The sequence below is a fragment of the Caballeronia calidae genome (genome assembly GCF_900044055.2).
Classification (GTDB): Bacteria; Pseudomonadota; Gammaproteobacteria; order Burkholderiales; family Burkholderiaceae; genus Caballeronia; species Caballeronia calidae.
The window spans coordinates 1-22706 of sequence record NZ_FCOX02000039.1; the positions used below are offsets into that span (position 1 = coordinate 1).

18 protein-coding genes and 2 pseudogenes are annotated in these 22706 nt (G+C 62.6%); 9 read left to right on the forward strand and 11 right to left on the reverse strand.

Annotation, left to right across the window (positions count from 1 at the left end; translation table 11 throughout):
- Window positions 1–140, reverse strand: a pseudogene (locus AWB78_RS43910) (2-methylcitrate synthase); the annotation flags it as partial.
- A gap of 24 nt (window positions 141–164) precedes the next feature.
- Window positions 165–1061, reverse strand: coding sequence for a methylisocitrate lyase (prpB, locus tag AWB78_RS28240; RefSeq protein WP_062609474.1), 897 nt, complete (start codon window positions 1059–1061; stop codon window positions 165–167).
- A 196-nt stretch (window positions 1062–1257) separates the two neighbouring features.
- On the opposite strand from prpB, the gene prpR reads away from it, so the two are divergent.
- On the forward strand, window positions 1258–3204 hold the full coding sequence (gene prpR, locus AWB78_RS28245) for a propionate catabolism operon regulatory protein PrpR (protein WP_062609475.1): 1947 nt from the start codon (window positions 1258–1260) through the stop codon (window positions 3202–3204).
- A gap of 54 nt (window positions 3205–3258) precedes the next feature.
- Window positions 3259–4233, forward strand: a complete 975-nt coding sequence (locus AWB78_RS28250) for a cysteine synthase A (protein WP_062609587.1) — start codon at window positions 3259–3261, stop codon at window positions 4231–4233.
- Between the two features lie 67 nt (window positions 4234–4300).
- On the opposite strand, the gene AWB78_RS28255 is transcribed toward AWB78_RS28250, so the two are convergent.
- Complete coding sequence (locus AWB78_RS28255; RefSeq protein WP_062609476.1) at window positions 4301–5464, reverse strand: TIGR03118 family protein; 1164 nt, start codon at window positions 5462–5464, stop codon at window positions 4301–4303.
- A gap of 457 nt (window positions 5465–5921) precedes the next feature.
- Between AWB78_RS28255 and AWB78_RS28260 the strand changes: the two genes are divergently transcribed.
- The 5 genes from AWB78_RS28260 to AWB78_RS28280 all read left to right on the forward strand — a co-directional run bounded on the left by AWB78_RS28260 (window position 5922) and on the right by AWB78_RS28280 (window position 10144).
- Window positions 5922–6338, forward strand: a complete 417-nt coding sequence (locus tag AWB78_RS28260; protein ID WP_062609477.1) for a hypothetical protein — start codon at window positions 5922–5924, stop codon at window positions 6336–6338.
- Between the two features lie 523 nt (window positions 6339–6861).
- Entirely contained in the window at window positions 6862–7260 is a 399-nt protein-coding gene (locus AWB78_RS28265; protein ID WP_062609479.1) for a VOC family protein, read from the forward strand.
- A 201-nt stretch (window positions 7261–7461) separates the two neighbouring features.
- Window positions 7462–8106, forward strand: a complete 645-nt coding sequence (locus AWB78_RS28270; protein WP_062609480.1) for a twin-arginine translocation signal domain-containing protein — start codon at window positions 7462–7464, stop codon at window positions 8104–8106.
- 35 nt (window positions 8107–8141) lie between these two features.
- Window positions 8142–9725 carry a GMC family oxidoreductase gene (locus AWB78_RS28275; protein WP_062609589.1) on the forward strand — a complete coding sequence of 528 codons (1584 nt, stop codon included), beginning with the start codon at window positions 8142–8144 and terminating at the stop codon, window positions 9723–9725.
- An 89-nt stretch (window positions 9726–9814) separates the two neighbouring features.
- Window positions 9815–10144, forward strand: coding sequence for a ribbon-helix-helix domain-containing protein (locus AWB78_RS28280; RefSeq protein ID WP_062609591.1), 330 nt, complete (start codon window positions 9815–9817; stop codon window positions 10142–10144).
- A 27-nt stretch (window positions 10145–10171) separates the two neighbouring features.
- On the opposite strand, the gene AWB78_RS28285 is transcribed toward AWB78_RS28280, so the two are convergent.
- The 4 genes and pseudogenes from AWB78_RS28285 to AWB78_RS28295 form a co-directional block, all read right to left on the reverse strand.
- Complete coding sequence (locus AWB78_RS28285) at window positions 10172–12910, reverse strand: MGH1-like glycoside hydrolase domain-containing protein (RefSeq protein ID WP_062609481.1); 2739 nt, start codon at window positions 12908–12910, stop codon at window positions 10172–10174.
- Window positions 12911–12978: 68 nt separating this feature from the next.
- Window positions 12979–13740: a bestrophin-like domain gene (locus AWB78_RS28290; RefSeq protein WP_062609482.1), complete on the reverse strand. Its 762-nt coding sequence runs from the start codon at window positions 13738–13740 to the stop codon at window positions 12979–12981.
- A gap of 176 nt (window positions 13741–13916) precedes the next feature.
- Window positions 13917–14165, reverse strand: a pseudogene (locus AWB78_RS49575) (DUF3313 family protein); the annotation flags it as partial.
- 157 nt (window positions 14166–14322) lie between these two features.
- Window positions 14323–15174, reverse strand: a complete 852-nt coding sequence (locus AWB78_RS28295) for a transporter (RefSeq protein WP_062609484.1) — start codon at window positions 15172–15174, stop codon at window positions 14323–14325.
- A 279-nt stretch (window positions 15175–15453) separates the two neighbouring features.
- Here AWB78_RS28295 and AWB78_RS28300 point away from each other — a divergent pair, with 279 nt between their 5' ends.
- Window positions 15454–16515 (forward strand): catalase family peroxidase, encoded by a 1062-nt coding sequence (locus AWB78_RS28300; protein WP_062609486.1) that lies wholly within the window; start codon window positions 15454–15456, stop codon window positions 16513–16515.
- Complete coding sequence (locus tag AWB78_RS28305) at window positions 16512–17045, forward strand: cytochrome b (protein WP_062609488.1); 534 nt, start codon at window positions 16512–16514, stop codon at window positions 17043–17045. The genes AWB78_RS28300 and AWB78_RS28305 overlap by 4 nt, the downstream gene beginning before the upstream one ends.
- A gap of 10 nt (window positions 17046–17055) precedes the next feature.
- Here AWB78_RS28305 and pdxR read toward each other — a convergent pair whose 3' ends face one another.
- The 4 genes from pdxR to AWB78_RS28325 form a co-directional block, all read right to left on the reverse strand.
- Window positions 17056–18573 (reverse strand): MocR-like pyridoxine biosynthesis transcription factor PdxR, encoded by a 1518-nt coding sequence (gene pdxR, locus AWB78_RS28310; RefSeq protein ID WP_062609489.1) that lies wholly within the window; start codon window positions 18571–18573, stop codon window positions 17056–17058.
- 78 nt (window positions 18574–18651) lie between these two features.
- Window positions 18652–19974, reverse strand: a complete 1323-nt coding sequence (locus AWB78_RS28315; RefSeq protein WP_062609490.1) for an MFS transporter — start codon at window positions 19972–19974, stop codon at window positions 18652–18654.
- A 34-nt stretch (window positions 19975–20008) separates the two neighbouring features.
- Entirely contained in the window at window positions 20009–21682 is a 1674-nt protein-coding gene (locus tag AWB78_RS28320; RefSeq protein WP_062609492.1) for a GMC family oxidoreductase, read from the reverse strand.
- 190 nt (window positions 21683–21872) lie between these two features.
- Entirely contained in the window at window positions 21873–22697 is an 825-nt protein-coding gene (locus AWB78_RS28325) for an IclR family transcriptional regulator (RefSeq protein WP_232477918.1), read from the reverse strand.
- Window positions 22698–22706 lie beyond the last annotated feature (9 nt).

Sequence of the window (22706 nt, forward strand, 5' to 3'; positions counted from 1 at the left end):
TCATAGCCGCGATAGTGCAAGTCGTTGCCGGTCTTGCCGACCGTGCAGAGCGCGGTATTGCCCGCCGTCACGCCGGAAAGCGCGACGGATTTCTTCGGCTTGAACCCGCCCGTAGCGGTGCTGTTGTCTGCTTCGCTCATTTGATTCGTCTCCAGGAATTGCGATTATTTCTTTGCCGCGAACAACTGATCCAGCTTGTCCTCGTAGGCGTGATAGCCGAGATACTGGTACAGGTCGGCGCGCGTCTGCATCGTTTCGACGGCCGCCTTTTGCGTGCCGTCGCGCTTCACGGTTTCATAGAAGTTCAGAGCGGCGGCATTCATCGCGCGATACGCACCGCAGCAATACAAGGCGATATCGACGTTCGCGGTCTTGAGCTCGTCGACGGTGAACATCGGCGTCGAACCGAACTCGGTCAGGTTCGCGAGAATCGGCACGCGCACGGCGGCCTTGAAGCGGCGATAGTCGTCGAGCGTCTTCATCGCTTCGGGGAAGATCATGTCCGCGCCCGCTTCGACATACGCAATGGCACGCTCGATCGCGGCGTCGATGCCTTCGGCGGCGGCCGCATCGGTGCGCGCCATGATGACGAAGGAATCGTCCGTGCGCGCATCGACGGCGGCCTTCACGCGATCGACCATTTCGCCGGTCGGCACGACTTCCTTGCCCGGCCGATGCCCGCAGCGCTTCTGCCCGACCTGATCCTCGATATGCACGGCGGCAACGCCCGCCTTGATGAACGAGCGGATCGTTCGCGCGATGTTGAAGGCGCCGCCCCAGCCGGTATCGATATCGACCATCAGCGGGAGCGAGGACGCGTCGGTGATGCGGCGCGCGTCGATCAGCACGTCTTCCATCGTGCTGATGCCGAGATCGGGCATGCCGAGCGAATTCGCAGCCACGCCGCCGCCCGACAGATAGAGCGCCTTGAAGCCGACGGCTTCGGCCATCTTCGCGGCATAGGCGGTGATCGCGCCGACGACTTGCAGCGGTGCTTCCTCACGGACGGCCTGGCGGAACCGCGCACCCGCGGTCTGTGCGGATTGGATTTGGGAACTCACATTCGTCTCCTGAAAAGTGCGCTTTTATAAGCAACTACCTTGCCAGCGCCGCGAATTTTTTTAAGTCGTTGATTTCGTTGAGTTTTGAGATTCGCGCACGACTCCTGAAATTTCATGGATGAAATTCCATGTTTCGAGGCTGAAATCGGTGATGCATACTGGATGAGCCTCGTCATCTCATCCACCGCAGACGATCATGCAAACGGAAACCACGTCTCGCCCGCGCATCTGGGCCGTCGGCATCAGCCGGCTCAGAGATTTGTTCATCGATCTCGCGGGCGCCTATGCCGATCGCGCCGAGCTCGACGTCGTCTCGCTCGGCTATGAGGATGCCGCGAGCCGCATCGAGTCTGCGCACGATGAGCGTCCCGATGTCGTCGTGGCAGGCGGCTCCAACGGAGCGTATCTCAAGAACCGCGTGTCGGTGCCGGTCGTGGTCATCAGCCCGACAGGCTTCGACGTGATGCACGCGCTCACGAACGCGCGGCGCGAAGGAACGAGCGTCGCGCTCGTCACCCATGGCGACACGCCCGCGGAAATACGCCGGTTCCTCGCCGCATACGGCATCGACGTGATCTGCGAGTCGTATCGCTCGGCGCCGGACGCGGAGAGCCTTGTGCTGGATCTGCGTGACCGAGGCGTCGACGTCGTGGTCGGACCGGGCCTCGTCGCGGATCTGGCGGCCGAAGCGGGCATGAGCGCGGTGTTTCTGTATTCGCGCACGTCGGTTGTCGCCGCATTCGAGACCGCGCTCGAAGTCGCCCAGGCGATGCGCCACGAAGTCGCGCGGCGCAATCGCCTCGATAACCTTCTGCAGCATCTTCGCGATGGCGTCGTCGCGATCGATGCGGCCGGCCGCATCGAAGCGATCAACCGCCGGCTGGCTGCCGCGCTCGGCATCGCCGACGCATCGCGTGCGGTCGGGCGGGCGCTGCTCGACGTCGCGCCCGAGCTCGATGGCGTGTTGCCGGTTGCCGATGGCGATGTTTTCGGCGCCGTGCGCGGCGTGAGCTATGCGATCCATCGCGGACCACTGGGGACCGAGGGCGCATCGGGCGGGACGATCTTCACGTTCCAGGAATCGCGCGCGGTCGAGCGGCTCGACCGGACGCTGCGATCGCGGCAGGGCGCGCAGGAATTCGTCGCGCGCTATCGGCTGGAGGATGTCGTCGGCGAGTCGGAGTCGATCGAGCGGGTGCGGGCGCTCGTGCGCCGTTACGCGAAATCCGATGCGACCGTGCTGATTCTCGGCGAAAGCGGCACAGGCAAGGAAATGGTCGCGCAAAGCATGCATCGTCTGAGCCGGCGTAAGGACTTTCCGTTCGTCGCGATGAATTGCGGCGCCTTCCCGGAAGCGCTACTCGAAAGCGAGCTCTTCGGCTACGACGAGGGCGCGTTTACGGGCGCGCGCAAGGGCGGCAAGGCCGGGTTGATCGAGGCGGCACATCGGGGAACCTTGTTTCTCGACGAAATCGGCGAGATGCCGCCCTCGCTGCAAAGTCGCCTGTTGCGCGTGCTGCAGGAACGGGAAGTCATTCGGCTCGGATCGACGGAGCCGACGCGTGTGGACATTCGTGTGATCGCCGCGACGCATCGCTCGCTCGCAGAGGGCGTCGCCGACGGTTCGTTCAGGGCCGATCTGTTCTACCGCATCAATATTCTGAGCGTCGCGTTGCCGCCATTGCGTGCACGATCCAGCGACATCCTGCCGTTGGCGACGCAACTGCTGACGCAGGCGGCCAGGCGCGACAAGGCGCTCGCGGTGCGCGTGCCCGGCCGCGATGCGGCGGCGCACGTCCTCGCGCCGCTGGAGCAGGAACTGCGTCGTTACCCGTGGCCCGGCAATGTTCGCGAACTGCAGAACATCGTGGAGCGCATCGCCGTCGAACTCTCGGACATGGCCGTCGAAAGGGATCGGCCGGTCGCGTTGACGGTGGAGGAGCTGGAAACGATCGCGCCCGAGTTGTTCGAAGCTGAACTCAACGGCAACGAAGAGCGGTCTCTGCGCGACCTGAGCCGTTCCGTGGAAGCCGATCAGGTCCGCGCTTCGCTGGCCGCATTCGGAGGCGATCGCGATGCCGTGTGCAAGGCCCTCGGCATCAGCAAAACGACTTTGTGGCGAAGGCTGAACGCGAAGCGTTGAAGCCTGTTCTATGCTTGCTGCATGGTGAGTGCCGTGAACGGGAAGGAGATCGACATGGACGTGCGAAAGGGTTTTGTCGATTGCGTGGGCCGCACACCGCTGATCCGGCTGGCCAGGCTCAGCGCCGAGACGGGATGCGAGATCCTCGGGAAGGCCGAGTTCATGAATCCGGGCGGCTCGGTGAAAGATCGCGCGGCGCTCTACATCATCCGGGACGCCGAACGGCGCGGCACGCTGAAACCGGGCGGCACGGTCGTGGAAGGCACGGCAGGCAATACGGGGATCGGGCTCGCGCACATCTGTGCGGCGCGCGGCTATCGCTGCGTGATCGTGATTCCGGAGACGCAATCGCCGGAAAAAATGGCGATCCTGAGCACGCTCGGCGCCGAGGTGAGACCGGTGCCGGCCGTGCCATACCGCGATCCGAACAACTACCAGAAGATTGCGGGCCGGCTCGCGGACGAGCTCGACAACGCGATCTGGGCAAACCAGTTCGACAACCTCGTCAACCGCCAGGCGCATTACGAGACGACGGGCCCGGAAATATGGCGCGATACGGCGGGAACGATCGATGCGTTCGTGTGCGCGACGGGCACCGGCGGCACGATAGCCGGTGTGAGCCGCTACCTGAAGGAGCAGAACCCGGACATCCGCATCGTGCTGGCCGATCCCGAGGGCAGCGGCCTCTACAGCCATGTGAAAACCGGCGAAATCAAGGCGGAGGGCAGCTCGATCACGGAAGGCATCGGTTCGACGCGCATCACCGCGAACCTGGAAGGCTCGCCGATCGACGACGCGGTACGCATCGACGACCGGCAGTGCGTGACGATGGTCTACCGGCTGCTGCGCGAAGAGGGCCTGTACATCGGCGGCTCGACGGGCATCAATGTCGCGGCGGCTGTCCGGCTGGCTCGCGAGCTGGGCCCGGGGCACACGATCGTGACGCTGCTGTGCGATCGCGGGGACATCTACCGAGCCCGGCTCTTCAACCACGACTGGCTGCGGGAAAAGGGGCTGGAACCGGCATGACGGGACCGTGATATCCGGCGGCACGCCACACGCCGTGCGAACAGGGACCGTGGCTCGCGGACCTCGGTCACCTGCGGCTTTGCACCGGTTTGATCAGCCCGAAAAGTCCATTGGCTTCGTCGTTGGGACCCGCAGAGAAGTACACGGTGTCCGAGTTCGAGTTCCGGCCGCCGCCAAGTATCAGCGCCCACAAGCCCTCGACCGTGAGCGGATTGCCATACGCGTCCTCCAGTTGATCGACGAACGTGCCGTCGTTATTGAAGACGTTGATCCGGCCATTGCCGAAGTTGCCGATCAGGATCTTGCCGCTGAAAGGGCCGAAATCGAACGATGCGCGCGTGACGCCCCACGGCGAGTTGAGCGTCCCGCTGCTGGCGAAGCGGCGCAGCAGATGGCCGTCCGTGTCGAATACATCGACGAACCCGTGACCATTGCCTGCAACATCGTCGTGCTTTTGGTCGTCCTGCTGCGCATAGGTGACGAAAAGATCGCCGTCGATGTTGGCTATGCCGAATGGCGCATACCCGGCCGGCATCTGCTGGTCGACGAAGCCGCCGTCCGTCGTCGCGCTCATGTATCGGCCGTCCGTGCCGCCGCTCGGCCCGAATACGTCGATCCGGCCCGAGCGGAAATTCGTCGCAAAGAGGAAGAGGCCTTTCTTGTTCAAGCCGAACACGAGTCCCTTGTAGACGGCGTGGTTGGCGACGGACGGAACGGCTGAATTGTCGACCGCAATCACGGCGTTGTTCGCCGGATTCAGGCCGTTGGCCCAGGCCGCCAGCGTGCCATCCTCGGTCGAGAAGATGAACGCGGCGGGGATCGCAGTTCCTGGCACGAGAAACGCCGCCGACGCGTTCCATACCATTCCCGTGGGCGCAGCAGGCGCAGGTTTCGCAGAGGTGTTGTGATAGGTGGGTCGGCAGGCGCCGGGCGGTATCACATTGCCGGGCAGCGGAATGACGACTTGCAACGCGACCTTCGTGCCTTCGCCGTCATACAACGTGGAGCAGCCGGTGGCGTTGTCGCTGACCCAGAAAGGGCTGCCAGCAGGACTGAAGGCGATACCCCAGGCGTTCTGCAACACGCCATCGACCTTGGGCGCAGCGCCTGACACGTTGGAGACGAGCGGTGTGACGACATAAGCATCGTCATGGCCGGCATGAACGGTCGAGAAACCGGCAGCAAGCGCCATCGCAGCCGCTGCCTTGAAACATCCAGAGACGTAAGACATGGCACCCTCCTTGAACGGACTGGTGAGGACCTGATCTATGAATCGAAGCTGGAACAACGTAAACGACAGGTGGATTCCGAAAATTCCAGAGGGGATGCGATAAATTCAAATCGCGACTCGGATTCGTCGTCCAGCAGAGAACGAGCAGATGGATAGTCCTGCGATGTATTCCAGGGCTTACCTGTTTGGGATGACGCTGCATAGCCCACGCCCGATAAGGCGGAATAACATCGATACCCGGCACGTTTTAATCGGGAGTGCAGCGAATACGTCGTCATTGGCGAAATGTCAGGTCGACATCTTCTTTTCGTAAGCATCGGGTGTGTGCCAACACCGCATGCACAGGCGGCGTGGCCTATCACCAGGCGAAGGCAATTTAGCGGCGCATACATGGTCGGCCCGACCACTGCCATGGTCGAACGTCATTTGACGAACGCGCCGCTTCGGAGAAGCGACGATGAAGATCGGCACATCAGTTTCAATGCGCATGCTGGCGATGCTTGCGCTTGTTGTCCCGCTGAGCGGTCTCGCGAATGAGACGATCCATGTCGAACTCGCGGACGATTCGATCCGACTCGACACCGAGACAGCGAAAGCGGGGCACGTGACGTTCGAAGTGAACAATCGAGCGACGAGTAATACCGTGCACGAGTTCGTAGTATTGCGAACTGATACGGACGAAGCGCGACTGCCCGTGCACAACGGCCAGGTCACCGAAAGCCGGTTCAGGAAGATGGGCGAGGTGGAGAATCTTCAAAGGGATTCCGTCAAACGCCTTTCATTGAATCTATCGCCAGGCCGTTACGTACTGATCTGCAATCGGCCGGGACACTACGCGATGGGAATGCACAAGTCATTGCTGATCGTGCATTGACGCGCTTCACGCCGACGCAGAGCGTCGACAACACATATGGCATCGCCAGCGGATTGTGACTCACGTGCACGAGATCGCTCGCAGCGCATCGTTCGCGTTGCTCCTCCGGCAGACCTCGGCCTTGGCGGAAGTAGCGGTGAAATTGCCTTCAGCCAGCGCTTCACTGGCTTCCACTGATGGGCGCACGAAAGCGCCTCGCGATCAGATCACGAACTCACCGATCGCCGCCTGAACGAGACGGCTATCGCCAGCCGCGCGCATCGCCTCCTGAAGCTCCTATCTCAGCATACCGACAAAAAAGAGCCCGCCTGCCAGCGTCGATGCAAGGTGGTAAGAAGCGGAGCCTGCCCGAAGCTTTGCCGTTTCACTGCGAGCTGGATATCGGTTGACGAGGCGGAACAGGGTTAACACCGACTATAGCTAGCTATTACCTCTGGGCGCCTCTTTCTGGTTAGATTCACCATGAGTCGAGCGTGGAATTTTGCGCCGTGCAGATGCGGGTATCTTCATCGAGGGAGTATCAATGGCAAAGCTGATTCATACCATGATTCGAGTTCGAGACCTGGAGAGGTCATTAGATTTCTATAAGGCTGCGCTAGGTTTGACGCCTAGTCATCGTCTGGATTTCGACGATTTTTCCCTTGTTTATCTACGCAACGACGAAACCGAAGCAGAAATCGAATTGACCTGGAACAAGCGACGCGACGTCCCTTACACACATGGAGACGGCTACGGGCACTTCGCTGTCGTGGTTGACGACGTTCATGCCGAGCATGAGCGGCTCGTCAGCCTTCGGCTAAACCCCAAGGACGTGAAGGAATTCCGGGACGGGGCGGGCGAGTTGATAGCGCGCTTTTTCTTTCTCGAAGACCCTGACGGTTACAAAATTGAGGTTCTGGAGAAGTACGGCCACTATCGTTAGCGAGGTCCCAAAAACGGATCGTCCATTATTGATTCTGCGGAGAAATATCGCGTCCATTTCATAGTGGACTCAGGGAGGCGAAAAGCTACAAGATCGAAGTGCTCGAACGTCACGGATATGACGAGTAAGCACGGCGGCACGATGCGGCACCCGGCGGGACAACATAAATAAGCTGTTGCAGCACCCCACAAGGAGAGAGACATGCGAGACACGATCATTCCGATCGTCGCGCAGCGGCGCGCGCACGATGATGGACATCATGACGACCATGATGAAATCGCCGCCGCCCCACCGAGGATCGCGCTGACGCGGCGCGAATTCCTGCGCGGCTCCGGCGTGCTCGTCGGCACGATCGCCGCCACGTCGATCTTCGCGAGCCTCGCGCCGAGCCGCGTCTGGGCGCTCGAAATGCAGGGCTTGAGCACGCATCAGGGCGAAGTGCTGCTGCTGGTCACGCGGCAGATCTATCCGCATGCGACGCTCGATGACGCCGTGTATGCGCTCGTCGTCAAGGACCTCGACGCCAAGGCGAAAGCCGATCCCGCGGTGCGTCAGCAACTCGCCGATGGCGTCGCCCAGCTGGATGCCAAAGCCGGCTCCGACTGGACCAAACGCGCCGCGAGCGACAAGGCGAGCGACGTCACCGCGCTCGCGGGCACGCCCTTCTTCAACACGATCCGCAGCACCGCCGTGGTCTCGCTGTACAGCAATGCGATGGCTTACGAGCACTTCGGCTATGGCGCGTCGAAGGGCGATGGCGGTTATCTGCATCAGGGCTTCAACAATCTCTCGTGGCTGCCCGATCCGCCCGCGAGCGCGAGCGGTCCCATCCCGATCGACAGTTGAGCAGCGAGCCCATCAAGCGAGAAGCGGAGACCGACATGGATCAGGGTAACAAGGTGCAGTTCAAGCACAGCGACGGCAATGTCGTCGTCATCATCGGATCGGGTGCGGGCGGCGGCACGCTCGCGAACGAGCTCGCGCAAAAGGGCATCGACGTGGTCGTGCTCGAAGCGGGCAAGCTGCATACGCAGGGCGATTTCTCCACGTCCGAGTGGGAGTCCTTCAAGATGCTGTCATGGCTGGACAATCGCACGACATCCGGCACGTGGCGCGTCGCGAAGGACTTTCCCAATCTGCCGACGTGGATCTGCAAGACGGTCGGCGGCACGACCGTGCACTGGGCGGGCGCGAGCCTGCGCATCCAGCCGCACGAGTTCAAGGCGAAGACCACGTATGGCGACATCCAGGGCGCGAACCTGCTCGACTGGCCGCTCACGCGTGCTGAGCTCGACCCGTACTACGACCGCGCCGAGAAGAAGATGGGCGTGACGCGCACGAACGGCCTGCCGGGCCTGCCGGGCAACAACAACTTCAAGGTGATGTCGGCGGGCGCGGCGAAGGTCGGCTACAAGGAGTGCAACACCGGCCACATGGCGATCAACAGCACGGTACGCGACCAGCGCACGCACTGTTTCCAGCGCGGCTTCTGCTTCCAGGGCTGCCGCATGGGCGCGAAGTGGTCGACGCTCTATACCGAGCTGCCGCGCGCGCAGGCCACGGGCCACATGGAGTTGCGCACCGGGGCGCATGTCGTGAAGATCGAGCACGATGCGCGCGGCAAGGCCACGGGCGTCGTCTACTACGATGCGAACGGCAAGCTGCAACGGCAGCGCGCGCGCATCGTCGCGGTGGCGGGCAATGCGATCGAGACGCCGCGTCTGCTGCTGAACTCCCAGTCGAGCAAGTTCCCGGACGGCCTCGCGAACGGCTCCGGCCAGGTCGGGCGCAACTACATGCGGCACACGACCGGCTCGGTCTACGGCGTGTTCAACGACAAGGTCGAGATGTTCAAGGGCACGACGATGGCGGGCCTGATCGAGGACGAAGCGGTGTTCGAGCCGAAGCGCGGCTTCGCGGGCGGCTACCATCTGGAGACGCTCTCGCTCGGGCTTCCCTTCTATGCGGCGTTCCTCGATCCGGGTGGCTGGGGGCCGAACTTCGCCCAGGCGATGGACGAATATGCCTACACGGCGGGCATGTGGATCGTCGGCGAGGACATGCCGCGCGAGTCGAACCGCGTGACGCTCAATACGAACGTGAAGGATCAGTACGGCCTGCCGGTGCCGAACGTGCACTTCGACGATCATCCGAACGACGAAGCGATGCGCCAGCACGCGTACAAGCAGGGCAGCGCGGTGTATGAGGCGGCGGGCGCGAAGTCGACGTATATCGTGCCGCCGTATCCGTCGACGCACAATCTCGGCACCGCGCGCATGAGCGCGAAAGCCGACGACGGTGTCTGCAATCCGCACGGCCAGACGCACGAAGTGGCGAACTTGTTCATCTCCGATGGCAGCCAGTTCACGACGGGCGCCGCCGAAAACCCGACGCTCACGATCGTCACGCTCGCGATTCGCCAGGCCGATTACATTGCGAATCAGATGAAGCAGCGCCGGGTTTGACGCGATTGCCGGCGAAAGGGTAGCGGAGTAGCTTGTTGAGTTGGCCGTCGTGCGCGCGCATGACGGCCGGTTTTCCGGAGGCGATCGTCATGTGTCGGGTGTACATCAACGCGGATCCGATCCTCTATGAATCGCGCACGCGGTCGCTGCGCATTCATGGCGTGATCACCACGGTGCGGCTGGAGAATCTCTTCTGGGACGTGCTGCAGGAAATCGCCGGGCGCGAGAACCTGACGACGAGCCAGTTCGCCGTCAAGCTCTACGATGAACTCATCGCGCTGCGCGGCGAGGTGCCGACCAACTTCGCGTCGTTCCTGCGCGTGTGCTGTCTGCGCTATCTGTCGATGCGCGAGACGAAGCAGGCGGAGGACAGCGAGGCGGCGGGCGCGGTGGCGCTGCGCGTGCTGAAGGCGGGATAGGAGCGTGGTTGCGAGGGCCGGGGTGTCTCACTGTCCGTTCTCCCGTCCTCCGCCCGCTTCCTGCCCGACGACCCCGGCCATGATGCGCCAGCGATCGCTTTCCAGAACGGTCCGGGCGTCGACGCGCCCGAACAGGTCCAGAAGCGGCGCGACGAGACCCGTCCAGCCCGTCTGATGACTGGCTCCGAGGCCCGCGCCGTTGTCGCCGTGAAAGTACTCGTAGAACAGGATCAGGTCGCGCCAGTGCGGATCATCCTGGAACTTGCGGGTGCCGCCGTACACGGGGCGTTTGCCATCTTCGTCGCGCAGAAACGTACTCGTCAGCCGACGGACGATTTCCTGCGCTACCTCGAACAGCGTCATGTGCGTGCCGGAACCGGTCGGGCACTCGACCTTGAACTCGTCGCCGAAGAAGCCATAGAGATTCATCAGCGCCCTGACGATCAAAAGATTCACCGGCATCCAGACCGGACCACGCCAGTTCGAGTTTCCACCGAACATGCCGGTATTCGATTCGGCGGGCAGATACTGCACCGTGTAATCGAGACCGCCGATATTGAGCACGTACGGATGGTCGAGATGATAGCGAGAGAGCGAACGAATGCCGTGCGGCCCGAGGAACTCGTTCTCGTCGAGCAGATAGCCGAGGACGCGCTCGAGCTTTCGCCTGTTCAGGATCGACAGAAGCCTTCTTTCCCTATGGCCGATGAAACCGGCATCGGTCGGCGCCACATGGGCGAGCAGTTCCGGGTAACGGCTTCGAAACTGCGCGATCAGCTCCAGCAGCCTCGGACAGCGCGAGACGGAATCGGCTTCGAACACCGTCGATGCACACAGCGGCAACAAGCCCACCATCGATCTCACCTTCAGGCGCATGGTCCGGCCATCGGGAAGCCGCAGCAGATCGTAGAAAAATCCGTCCTGCTCGTCCCACATCTCATCGGCATTGTCGCCGAGCCGGTCCATCGCGTAGGCGATCCACATGAAGTGCTGGACGAACTTGAAGGCGATCTCCTCGTACATCGGGTCATACTCGGCCAGGATGATCGCCATCTCCAGCATGCTCTGGCAATAGAACGCCATCCACGCGGTGCCGTCGGCCTGTTCGAGTGAACCGCCCGTCGGAAGCTGCGCGCTGCGGTCGAACACGCCGATGTTGTCGAGCCCGAGAAAGCCGCCGGCGAATGCGTTGCGGCCTGACGGGTCCTTGCGATTCACCCACCAGTTGAAGTTGAGCATCAAGCCCTGAAACGAGCGCTCGAGAAAACGCGGATCGGCGCGTCCCAGCGCTTTTTCGTACTTGTAGAGCCAGAGCGTGGCGGCGGCATGCACCGGCGGATTCACGTCGCTGAAGTTCCACTCGTAGGCGGGGATCTGGCCGCTCGGATGGACATACAGGATGCGCAGCATCAGAAGCAACTGCTCCTTGGCGAAATCGAAATCGACGAGCGCCAGTGAGATCGTATGGAAGGCCAGGTCCCAGGCCGCATACCACGGATACTCCCACTTGTCCGGCATGGAGATCACGTCGGCATTCAGCATGTGAAACCACTCGGTATTGCGCACATCGCGCCGGGCGGATTCGAGCAGTGGATGACTCCGGTGCTCGCGCAGCCAACGCTCGAGATCGAAGTAGTAGTACTGCTTGCCCCACAACATGCCGGCCAAAGCCTGGCGGTGCACCCGGCGCTTGTCCTCGCTCAGCGACTTCGGCGTCACGTGCTCGTAGAACGCGTCGGCATCGGCGATGCGGTCATCGAAGGTGTGCTCGAAGTTATCGAAGGGATGGTCCAGCTTCATCGACGTCAGCCGTAACCGGAGGGTCACGCTGCTTTCGCCGGATACCTCGCACACGTAGCGGGCCGCGGCCTTCGTTCCTGACCTTGCCGGATTGACGGCATCGTGCTGCCCGGAGATGACGTACGCGTGGAAGGCGTCTTTCACATACGGCGACGCGTTCGGTTGATTCCACAGACGCTGCGCGTTGCTTTCGTTCTCCGTAAAGAGCAGTTCGGTGGCGCCGTCGCAATAGAGCCGGTACTCGCCGAGCTGATGATGCGTTGCCCGAACGACGCCCGGACTTTCTTCGTGCAGCGATGGCCTGCGATCGTCGTGGCCCCACGACCATGTATTGCGAAACCATAGCGTCGGCAGCACCTGCAGCCGCGCGCTTTCCCGCGCGCGGTTGTGCACGGAAATGCGCACGAAGATATCGTCGGGACCTGCCTTCGCGTATTCGACGAATACATCGAAGTACCGGTCGTCGTCGAAGGCGCCGGTATCGAGCAGTTCGTATTCGAGTTCGTCTCGCGATCGCTTCCGGTTGGTCTCGATCAGATCACGGTACGGATATTCACGGTGCGGATACTTGTACAGATACTTCATGTACGAATGCGTAGGCGTGCTGTCGAGATAGAAGTAATACTCCTTCACGTCCTCGCCGTGATTGCCCTCGCTATTCGTCAAGCCGAAGAGGCGCTCTTTCAGAATCGCGTCGCGCCCGTTCCATAACGCAAGCGCGAAGCACAACTGCTGCTGGTCGTCGCACAAGCCGCCGAGGCCGTCCTCTCCCCATCGGTAGGCGCGCGAGCGGGAATGATCATGGGGGAAATAGTTCCAGGCGTCGCCGTTGTCGCTGTAGTCCTCGCGGACCGTCCCCCACTGGCGTTCGCTGAGGTACGGCCCCCACTTCTTCCACGGCACCTGCGCAACGCGTGCATCGTTCAGGCGTTTTTCTTCTGCCGTATCGACGATCACAGGATCCATGCTTTCCTCCGTAGCGGCGCGCCCGCCTGCGACGAGACGAAAGCGCGGTTCTGCATCTTCATGTCGCTTCAATGGCCGATGACCGCGAGCGCCTCATGCATCGGCGACATCGATACGGTCACCATTCCATCGAGCGGCGTATTCATCTCCAGAATCAGGAAGATGGCGATGGACGTGCACAGCGCCCCCAAAAACAATGCGATGGTGACCGTTGCATTCGCTGGCGTGAACACGCCAAACGCGCCGAAGATAATGCACAGCCAAAGCACGAGCGTGATCAATAACGCGGTTGGGGTCGAGCCCGCTGCCTGCAACAGGCCGAGCTCGCGCACGGCCAATGCCTCATTGGTCAATTCGATCGCGCGCGCCTGCAAGCGCCGCTGCTTGTCGTTTTGCGGCGCGAGATCCTCGATTTTGCGCTCGAAATCTTCCGCGCGTTCAAGCGCCTCCGGTCTGCGCAGCCTCGCCTGCTGTGCCGGGTCGCCCGACGCCACTTGCTGAACCGCCACGGTGACGATCTGCTTCAATGTGCCACGGATCTCCTGAGTCTGCGGCCCATATTGCGCGAGCACGCGATCCAGCAGGATGACATTGACGGCATCGCGCGTCACGCTGGCATTCACCGTATCGAACGAGCTTTTCGCCGACGAAATCAGCAGTCCGAGCACCAGCGCGGCCATCGTGGCAATCAGGCCCGTCGCGAGTTTGACTACGTCAATGGAGTCGTCGTCGAGATGGTGCTCCGGCAGCAGGGTGCGCAGATACAAACCCAGAAGCGCGCTGCAGAAGACACAGACAAATATGATCAGGGCGACGATCAGATGGTTCATTGTTCGAAACTCCGTCGCTTCGTGGCGGCGGTGCCGCACCTGACGGGCTGCGCGTGTCGATCGCACCGGCGCCCGATGCCCGGTTTCGCAGGCGGCCCTTATCGATAAGAATCGATCGGGCACCGGCCTCGAACCGGTGCTCGGGCGATGACAGGCAGATGATCGGATTGCGCCTGCTATCGAGGCCTCACGAACTGCGCGAGAGACTTGGATACCGAATCGCACGAGTCGTCCATGACCGGTCTGACCGACTCGAATGGCTTGAGGCGCTCCGCCGAACTGGCGACCCCGGTTATGGTGACCTGTAGCTTGACCACGTTCGGACCGGGCTTTCGACGACGCGCGTTCTCGACGCTTTTCGCCTGTTTCAGGCAGGTCGTTCCGTAGCCGCGGATCTGATCGATGGTTGCCTGACAGAGCTGCTCGCTCCCTGTCGATGCTGCGTAAGTTTTTCCGAAAGGTTAGGATTCGCAGGCCACTGTTTATTGACCCAAATCAACGAGCAAGGAATCAGTTTTTGGATTCCTGAATCAAAGTCGCCACGTAACTGCACACTGAATTCGGGAGATGAGCGATTCAAGATCAGCGATCGAACCAGCGATATTGCAGCGCGAAGGAAATCTCCTTGTAATTCCCGCCCGCGCGCGTGACGAATCCGTTGGACAACGCAAGCTTGGCGGCCCAGTTGCGGGTGAAGGGCGCAGCGAAGGTGAGCCCGTAGCGCATGTTGGACTGCCGGTCCTTATTGGGGCCGCCGTTCACACTCGTGCTGCCGCCGGCGACATAGCCGATGTCGGCGGCGATCCAGCGCCCCTGGCTGAATCCATAGCCGCCATGCAACTGAAGCGTCAGAAGGGGATCCTGACTACGGGTGTTGCCACGAAAGAAGCTGTTGTTGGTGGTGAAGAACCACGCGCCGGCGGTGGCTTCGAAGAACCAGTGCCCCACCGGCTGCGAGATACCGATCTCCGGCTTGAACGCCCATCGATTGGTGCCTATGTTGACGAGCCGCGACGGAACGTATTGCCCGGTGGGAGCGGACATCGTCAGACTGAGACCTAGCGAACCGGTGGGGGCATGGCGTGCGAATTCCTCTGGAGACATCGCCCGGTTGCCGATCAGATTGACGGCGAAGCGCAGGCGCAAATCGCCCATGCCCGCACGGTGCACCTCGGTCGGTGCGTCGATCACGTCGCCGCTGAGATTGCCTCTCGTGTACGGGATCGCGAACGCTATCGATGCAGTGTGGCCCGCAAGCCCGAACGTATGCTCATAAGCGGCCGACAAGGCGTTGATCCGGGCCTGCACGTTGGTGACGGGCAACGACGGATCGGTCAGGACACTGCCGGTCAGATAGGTATAGCCGACGACGACGAAGTTGGTGCCGACCGGGGACGCCGAATAAGATCGCGGCTCCAGTTCCTGCGCGGACACCGGGGCTGCCGACGACAGAAGTCTCACGGCGGTGAAGAGGCACGGCGCGCAACTGGAGGTAAGACGGCTCATGGTCGGTTGCCTCGATCGGAAGCGCGCCGCGCGTAACGAAGGCCATCGTACCGTGGATGACGGACCGGATGCGAGAACGGCGACTAAGACAAAGACCGGCTCTGATAGCGCGAAGGGGGTATCTGCGAATTTCGCGCGTTGCTGGCACGATTTCCGTCACGCTGCTAGATTACCCCGTGCAGCAAAATCGTTGATCGAGAGACTACGATGACTGACAAACACGGTTCCCCGCGTTCGCCCCTTCCTGCGCTCATCGTCATCGCCGCCATCGTCGCCGCGCTGGTCGCGGCGTTCGCCTACACGGCGGGCTGGCTCACGCCGCAACGCCTCACGCCGGCGAAGATCGTCGGCAGCCTCGCGCCGCCCGGCGGCGCGGTGCCGGGCTTCAGGCGCAATCATGCGAAGGGCATTTGCTTCACCGGCGACTTCGAATCCAACGGCTCGGGCGCGGCACTTTCCAAGGCCGTGATGTTCAGGTCCGGCACGTATCCCGTCACGGGACGCTTCAATCTCGCGACGCCGGACCCGAAAGCATCGGACGCGATGGCGCGCGTGCGCGGCCTCAGCCTGCGCGTCGTGATGCCCGACCGCAGCGAGTGGCGCTCCGCGATGATCGATGCCCCGTTCTTCCCCGTCGCGACCCCGCAGGCCTTCTTCGAACTGCAACGGGCGCTCGCGAACAAGAACGATCCCGAGTCCATGCAGAAGTTCGCGACCGCGCACCCGGAGATCAGCGCGTTCGGCGCATGGGCGGGCAGCGCGCCGTGGACCGCCTCATATGCCGAAGAGCGCTACAACAGCCTCAACAGCTTCATCTTCACGAATGCGGAAGGACAAGCCCAAACGGTGCGCTGGTCCTTCGTTCCGGCTGCGAAGGTCGAGAACCTGTCACCCGATGAACTGAAGAAGAGGGGCGCGAACTTCCTCGATGCAGAGATCACCGGGCGCGTGCAGAGCGCGCCGCAACGCTGGGCGATGATCGTGACGGTTGCGAATCCCGGCGATCCCACCGCCGACCCGAGCAAGGCCTGGCCCGAGGACCGGCACACGATCGAAGTGGGCACGCTCGTCGTCAAGGCGATCGAACCCGAGCCGGACGGGCCATGCCGCGATCTCAACTTCGACCCTACGATTCTTCCATCGGGCATGCGCGTATCCGACGATCCGTTCCCCGCCGCGCGCTCGGCCGCTTACTCCGTCTCGTTCAATCGACGCACCGCCGAGGACAAGGACTATCCGCGCACGCCCGCGCAAGGAGCCACGCGATGAACGCGATCAACGAGCGGTTCTCGCCGCTGCAACGCGCGCTGCACTGGATCATGGCGATATGCATTCTCGCGATGTTGTTCATCGGCGTCGGGATGGTGTCGACGGTGCGGCCGGACTACCTCACGCTCGTATCGATACACAAGCCGCTCGGCGTCGCGATTCTCGTACTCGCGCTGATCCGTCTCGCGGTCAGGATCACGCGCGGCGCGCCGCCGCTGCCCGCGGACATGCCCGAGCCGATGAAGCTCGCCGCGTACCTGTCGCACTATGCGTTCTATGCGCTGATGATCGCGCTGCCGTTGCTCGGCTATGGCATGTTGTCCGCGGCGGATTATCCGGTCGTGCTGCTGGGCGTGCGCGTGCCTTCGCTATTGCCGCATAGCAATTCGCTGCACACGATGCTCTGGAACGCGCACCGGTTTCTTGCGTTGTGCTTCTTCGCGCTGATCGTCGTGCATCTCGCGGCGGCGCTGTTTCATGCGCTCGTGCGGCGCGATGGCGTCTTTCACGCGATGGCGCCGTGGAAGTAGGCGTGTCCGGTCAGGGGCGCCGCTGCTGCACGACTTGCGCAAGCGCGCGCACGCCCGGCTCGATCAACTCCGCGCGTATCGCTGAAAAGCCCATGCGAAAGCACCGCTGGCCATCGGCGGGATCGGCGAAGAACACGCTGCCGGGCTCGATCAGCACGCCGAGCGCTTGCGCATCTTTTGCGAGGCGCGTCGCGTCGAGCCATGGCGGCCCTTCGACCCAGCACGACGCGCCACCCGTCACCTTCGATGCGCGCAACTCCGGCAGATGCTTGCCGAGCGCATCCATCAGCACTTCGGCGCGCTCCTTGTAGACGCGCCCGAGCTTGCGCAACAGCGTGTCGTGATGACCGAGCGCGAGAAAGGTCGCGAACGCGCGCTGGATGTACGCGGCCGGATGCCGGATCATCAGGCGGCGCAGCGCGCGCAACTCGCGTATCAGCGTGCGCGGCGCGACGACATAGCCGAGCCGCAGACCGGGCGCGAGCGTCTTCGACAACGAACCGATATACACGACGCGCTCCGCCGTATCGAGGCTCTTCAACGCCGGATGCGGCGTGCCCGAGAACGAGTTTTCGCTTTCGTAGTCGTCTTCGATGACGATGAAATCATGCTTCACCGACAGATCAAGCAGCCTGCGCCGCCGCTCGATCGGCATGGTGACGGTCGTGGGGCATTGATGGCTCGGCGTCACGTACACATAGTCGCAAGGCGCGATCACGCTTTCATCGTCGATGACCGCGCCTTCCTCATCCACATCGAGCGGCACGATCTGCGCGTTGTGATGCTGGAAGATGTTGCGCGCATCGGGATAGCCGGGGTTCTCCATGCCCACTTTCGTTTGCGTTCCGCACAGCAGATCGCCGAGCAGATAGAGCGCCTGCTGACAGCCGTTCGTCACGACGATCTCTTCGGGCATCGCGAACACGCCGCGGCGCGGCAGCACGCGCGTGCGAATCTGCTCGACGAGCGTCTCGTCGTCGCGTTCGATCAGGTCGGGCGCCCAGTTGCGGATTTCCATCACCGAGAGGCCGTGCATGCAGCTCTCGCGCCAGTCGCTCGTGGGAAAGAGCTCGGTGTCGAACTGGCCGTAGATGAACGGATATTCATAGCTCTGCCAGTTCGACGGCTTGACGATGTTGCGTTGATTCGAAGGCGCATGGTGGATGCGCGCGGCCCAGTCGGGATGCCCTTGCTGCGTCGGAACGGCGGGCGTGTCGGCTGTGCCCGTCGCGGTGAAGCCGCGCTGCAGCTCGTCCGTCGCCGGATTCACGAAGTGACCGCTGCGCTCGCGCGACACGAGATAGCCTTCCTCGACGAGCTGCTGATACGCGAGCACGACCGTGTTGCGCGACACGTTGAGCTGATCGGCGAGCTCGCGGCTCGATGGTAAAGCGGAGTCGGGCGCGATATGGCCGCTCAGGATCGCATTGACGATCATCTGGCGGATCTGGTTCTGCAAGCTCATTCCCGAGACCCGCGAGCGCTCGAAGAGCTGCGCCCAAAGCGTGGCGGTTGGGCGGGTCGGCATGCACGTCTCCTGTCATGGTTCCGGTGATCTTTCGATATTACGTGCGGCTCGCGGCGGGCGCCAGTCGACGACGCTCCCTCAGCTCGCCCCGCCCACCGAAAACGCCAGCTCACGCCGCTGCCGCATCCCGACCCATGCCGCCGACATCGCGCTGATCACGCCCGCTCCGAGGCAATATCCCGCGATCATCCACGGGTCGCCGCCATTGCGTTGCAGGAGCCATGTCGCGACGATCGGGCTGATGCCGCTCGCGAAGATGCCCGAGAACTGATAGACGAACGAGATGCCGGAATACCGCACTTTCGCATCGAAGAGCTCGGAGAAGAGCGCCGCCTCGGGCCCATAGATCGACGCATACACCACGCCGAGGGGAATCACCACGGCGAGCCACGCGAGCATCGTGTTGCCGCCGCTATGCTTCATGAGCCAGAAGCCGAAGAACGCCGAAAGCCCGGTTGCCAGCGATCCCCAGAAGTAGATGCGCGCACGTCCGACACGATCCGACAGCCGGCCGAAGAACGGAATCGTGAAGATCATCACGAACGCGGCGACCATCACGCCGAGCAGCGCATCGGTGCGTTGCAGATGCAGCGTGCCAGTCAGATACGAAATCGAGAACACGCCGAACACGTTGAAGAACACGCCATCGATGAAACGCGCGCCCATGCCTGCGATCGTGTTGCCGGGATACTTCGAGATCACATCGACGATCGGCATGCGTGCCTCGCTTCCCGACTTCTGGATGCGCGCGAACTCCGGCGTCTCCATCACGTTCAGGCGGATATACATGCCGATCGCAACGAGCGCGAAGGAGAGGAAGAACGCGAGACGCCAGCCCCACGCGAGAAACTGCGCATCGGTCAGGGTGAGCGAAAGCGCCGCGACCACGCCCGAAGAGAGACACAGCCCGAGCGCAAGCCCGATCTGCGGAATGCTCGCGTAAAAGCCGCGCTTGTTCTCCGGCGCGTATTCGAACGCCATCAGCACCGCGCCGCCCCATTCGCCGCCCAGCCCGATGCCTTGCAGCACGCGCAGGAACAGCAGAAGCAAAGGCGCCCAGATGCCGATCTGCGCATAGGTCGGCACCATGCCGATCAACACGGTCGCGACACCCATGATCGTGAGCGTCATCACGAGCATGCTTTTCCGGCCGACTCTATCGCCGAAGTGCCCGAAGATCACGCCGCCCAGCGGCCGGCTCAGAAAGCCGACGGCGAAGGTGCCATAGGCGAGCATCGTCGAGATGAGCGGATCGCCGCTCGGAAAATACAGCTTGTTGAAGACGATGCCGGCGACCACGCCGTATAGAAAGAAGTCGTACCACTCGATCGTCGCGCCGATCAGACTGGCGACCACGACCTTTCTCATCTGCTTGCCATCGGTGCGGGGCAGTGCATTCATGGTTTGTCTCCGTGATGATGGGTGAGACTTGTGTTCAGTCTCTCTGGCCTGCATGGGCCATGGGCATGTTCACAACGGCTTGCTGTATGTCTTCCACGCGCGTCGCGTGCTGATAGCGCTGGTCTTCGAGAATCATGTCGGCGGCTTTCTCCGCGATCATGATGACGGGCGCATTCGTGTTGCCCGATACGAGCTCCGGCATGATCGACGCATCGACCACGCGCAGGCGGCCGACGCCGCGCACCTTCAGGCGCTCGTCGACGACCGCGAGCGCGTCGCTGCCCATCTTGCAGGTGCCCGCGGGGTGATAGATCGACTGGCTGAACTTGCGCGCGACATCGAGCAGTTCGGCATCGGACTGATAGCTCGAACCGGGAATGAACTCCGACGCGATGTGCTTCGCGAGCGAAGGCGCGGCGGCGATGCGGCGCGCAACCTTGATGCCGCCGATCACCACGGGATGATCGCGTTCGTCGGAGAGATAGTTCGCGTGAATGGCCGGATATTGCAGCGGATCGTTCGAGCGGATCTCCACGCTGCCGCGGCTATAGGGCCGCAACTGGCAAACGGAGGACGTGAACGCGGAGAACGGATGCGCGCCCTGGCCGGGTTTGTCGGCGGACAGTGGTTGCATGTGAAACTGGATGTCGGGGCGTGCGACATCCGGCGACGAGCGCGTGAAGATCGCGACCTGGCTCGCCGCGAGCGTAAGCGGACCGGTGCGCGAGATCGCGTATTGCAGACCGATGAGCGCCTTCCTCAGCGGGTTATTGACCTCGTCGTTGAGCGTGCGCTCGTGCGTCTTGAAGACGAGCCGCACTTGCAGATGATCCTGCAGGTTCCTTCCGACGCCTGCCAGTTCGTGTTTGATCTGCACGCCGGCGTCGCCAAGCACGCTCGCTGGGCCGACGCCCGAATTCTGCAGAATCTGCGGCGAGCCGATCGCGCCAGCGGCCAGGATCACTTCGACGCGCGCGCGAACCGTCTTCACGACGCCTTCATGCACGTACTCGATGCCGACAGCTTCCCGGCCGTTGAAGATCACCTTGCGAGTCTGTGCGCGCGTCTGCACGATCAGATTGCGCCGCTCGCGCACCGGCTTGAGGAAGCCCTTCGCGGTGCTCCAGCGAAAGCCCTTGTAGGCCGTCTGCTGAAAATAGCCGACGCCTTCCTGCGTCGCGCCGTTGTAGTCCTCGTTGAACGGGATGCCGATCTCTTGCGCCGCCGCGATGAAATGATCCGCGATAGGGCGGCGCAAGCGCAGGTCCGATACCTTCAACGGCCCGCCGGCGCCATGATATTCGCTCGCGCCGTGCTCCTGATCTTCCGACTTCCTGAAGTAGGGCAGGACGTCCCTGAAGCTCCATCCCGTGTTGCCGAGCTCGGCCCAGCGGTCGTAGTCCTCGTGCTGGCCGCGCACATAGAGCAGCCCGTTGAGCGAACTGCAGCCGCCGAGCACCTTGCCGCGCGGCCAGTCGATGCTGCGTCCGGCGACGGCCTCGTCCGGCTCGGTGCGATAGCACCAGTCGAGCTCGGGATCGTGCATCGTCTTGAAGTAGCCGACGGGAATGTGAATCCACGGGCTCGTATCGGGTCCGCCCGCTTCCAGAAGCAGCACTGTGTTGCCGGGATCGGCGCTGAGCCGATTGGCGAGCACGCATCCCGCCGAGCCCGCGCCGACGATGACGTAATCGACTTCCTGCTGCATGACACTCGTCTCCTGAAGTCTTCTTATGAAACGTTTCGCTTGTCGTACGTTCAATGTGGAAGAAGACGGCGACGATGCCAAGGGAAAAGCGTGAGGGACCGCGAAAGTGAAACGGAAAATGCGAAATCCGATTCAGAAGTCCGTTGTCCTGACGATGCTTCGCTATCCGAATCAACGATGCTGCGGCGCGTCAGAAGGTGGCCGTGAGTTCGTCGGCGGCTTCCTGCAAGCGCGGCACGAAGGTGAGCGCGCGCGACAGCGTCATGCGCGATACCGGGCCGTGCACGGCGATGGCCGCGATGAATTTGCCGCGCGAATCGCGCACCGGCACGGCGACGCACGCGATGCCCAGCACGAATTCCTCGTTGTCGACGGCAATGCCTTTGTGCGCGATCCGATCCAGCTCGGCTTCGAGCAGGTTGGGATCGTCGAGCGTGTTGGGCGTGAAGCGTTCGAGGCGCATCGCGCGGATCAGCATGGATCGTTCGTCGCGCGGCATCGTCGAAAGAAGCAGCTTGCCGCTCGCGCTGCAATGCGCGGGCACGTGCGATCCGGGCTTGAGCTCCAGCCGCAGCGCCCACGGCGATTCGCAGCGGTCGAGATAGAGCACTTGCGTGTCGTGCAGCATGCTCAGGTTGCAGGTCTCGCCGAGATCGGCGACGAGGCGCTCCAGAATCGCGTGGCGCTGACGCCGGGCGCCGCTGTGCATCATCACGTCGACGCCGAGCCGCTCCAGCCGCGGGCCGATCACGTAGGCGTTCTTCTGGCCCGGCTCGCGCGCGACGAAGCCGCCCGCTTCGAGCGATTGCAGCATGCGATGCAGCGAAGCCTTCGGCTGCTCGATGATGTTCGCGAGCTCCGCGAGCGACAACGCGCCCTTCGCCGCGACGAGATGTTCGAGCACGCTGAATGCGCGCAGCGTGGGCGTGTCCGCGCGCGCGGCATTGTCGATGAGCGGCGCGCTCTCCGTCGATTCAGGCTGAACGAAGGCTTCGGTTTCGGCTCGCGTATCCATGATGCGAAC

Bases quoted from the DNA above. Each gene is read 5' to 3' on its own strand.
- AWB78_RS28300 (WP_062609486.1), top strand. From the start codon at position 15,454: ATGACTGACAAACACGGTTCCCCGCGTTCGCCCCTTCCTGCGCTCATC.
- pdxR (WP_062609489.1), bottom strand. From the start codon at position 18,573: ATGCCGACCCGCCCAACCGCCACGCTTTGGGCGCAGCTCTTCGAGCGC.
- AWB78_RS28290 (WP_062609482.1), bottom strand. From the start codon at position 13,740: ATGAACCATCTGATCGTCGCCCTGATCATATTTGTCTGTGTCTTCTGC.
- AWB78_RS28250 (WP_062609587.1), top strand. From the start codon at position 3,259: ATGGACGTGCGAAAGGGTTTTGTCGATTGCGTGGGCCGCACACCGCTG.
- prpR (WP_062609475.1), top strand. From the start codon at position 1,258: ATGCAAACGGAAACCACGTCTCGCCCGCGCATCTGGGCCGTCGGCATC.
- AWB78_RS28285 (WP_062609481.1), bottom strand. From the start codon at position 12,910: ATGGATCCTGTGATCGTCGATACGGCAGAAGAAAAACGCCTGAACGAT.
- AWB78_RS28275 (WP_062609589.1), top strand. From the start codon at position 8,142: ATGGATCAGGGTAACAAGGTGCAGTTCAAGCACAGCGACGGCAATGTC.
- AWB78_RS28315 (WP_062609490.1), bottom strand. From the start codon at position 19,974: ATGAATGCACTGCCCCGCACCGATGGCAAGCAGATGAGAAAGGTCGTG.
- AWB78_RS28305 (WP_062609488.1), top strand. From the start codon at position 16,512: ATGAACGCGATCAACGAGCGGTTCTCGCCGCTGCAACGCGCGCTGCAC.
- AWB78_RS28255 (WP_062609476.1), bottom strand. From the start codon at position 5,464: ATGTCTTACGTCTCTGGATGTTTCAAGGCAGCGGCTGCGATGGCGCTT.
- AWB78_RS28320 (WP_062609492.1), bottom strand. From the start codon at position 21,682: ATGCAGCAGGAAGTCGATTACGTCATCGTCGGCGCGGGCTCGGCGGGA.
- AWB78_RS28270 (WP_062609480.1), top strand. From the start codon at position 7,462: ATGCGAGACACGATCATTCCGATCGTCGCGCAGCGGCGCGCGCACGAT.
- AWB78_RS28265 (WP_062609479.1), top strand. From the start codon at position 6,862: ATGGCAAAGCTGATTCATACCATGATTCGAGTTCGAGACCTGGAGAGG.
- AWB78_RS28260 (WP_062609477.1), top strand. From the start codon at position 5,922: ATGAAGATCGGCACATCAGTTTCAATGCGCATGCTGGCGATGCTTGCG.
- AWB78_RS28280 (WP_062609591.1), top strand. From the start codon at position 9,815: ATGTGTCGGGTGTACATCAACGCGGATCCGATCCTCTATGAATCGCGC.
- AWB78_RS28325 (WP_232477918.1), bottom strand. From the start codon at position 22,697: ATGGATACGCGAGCCGAAACCGAAGCCTTCGTTCAGCCTGAATCGACG.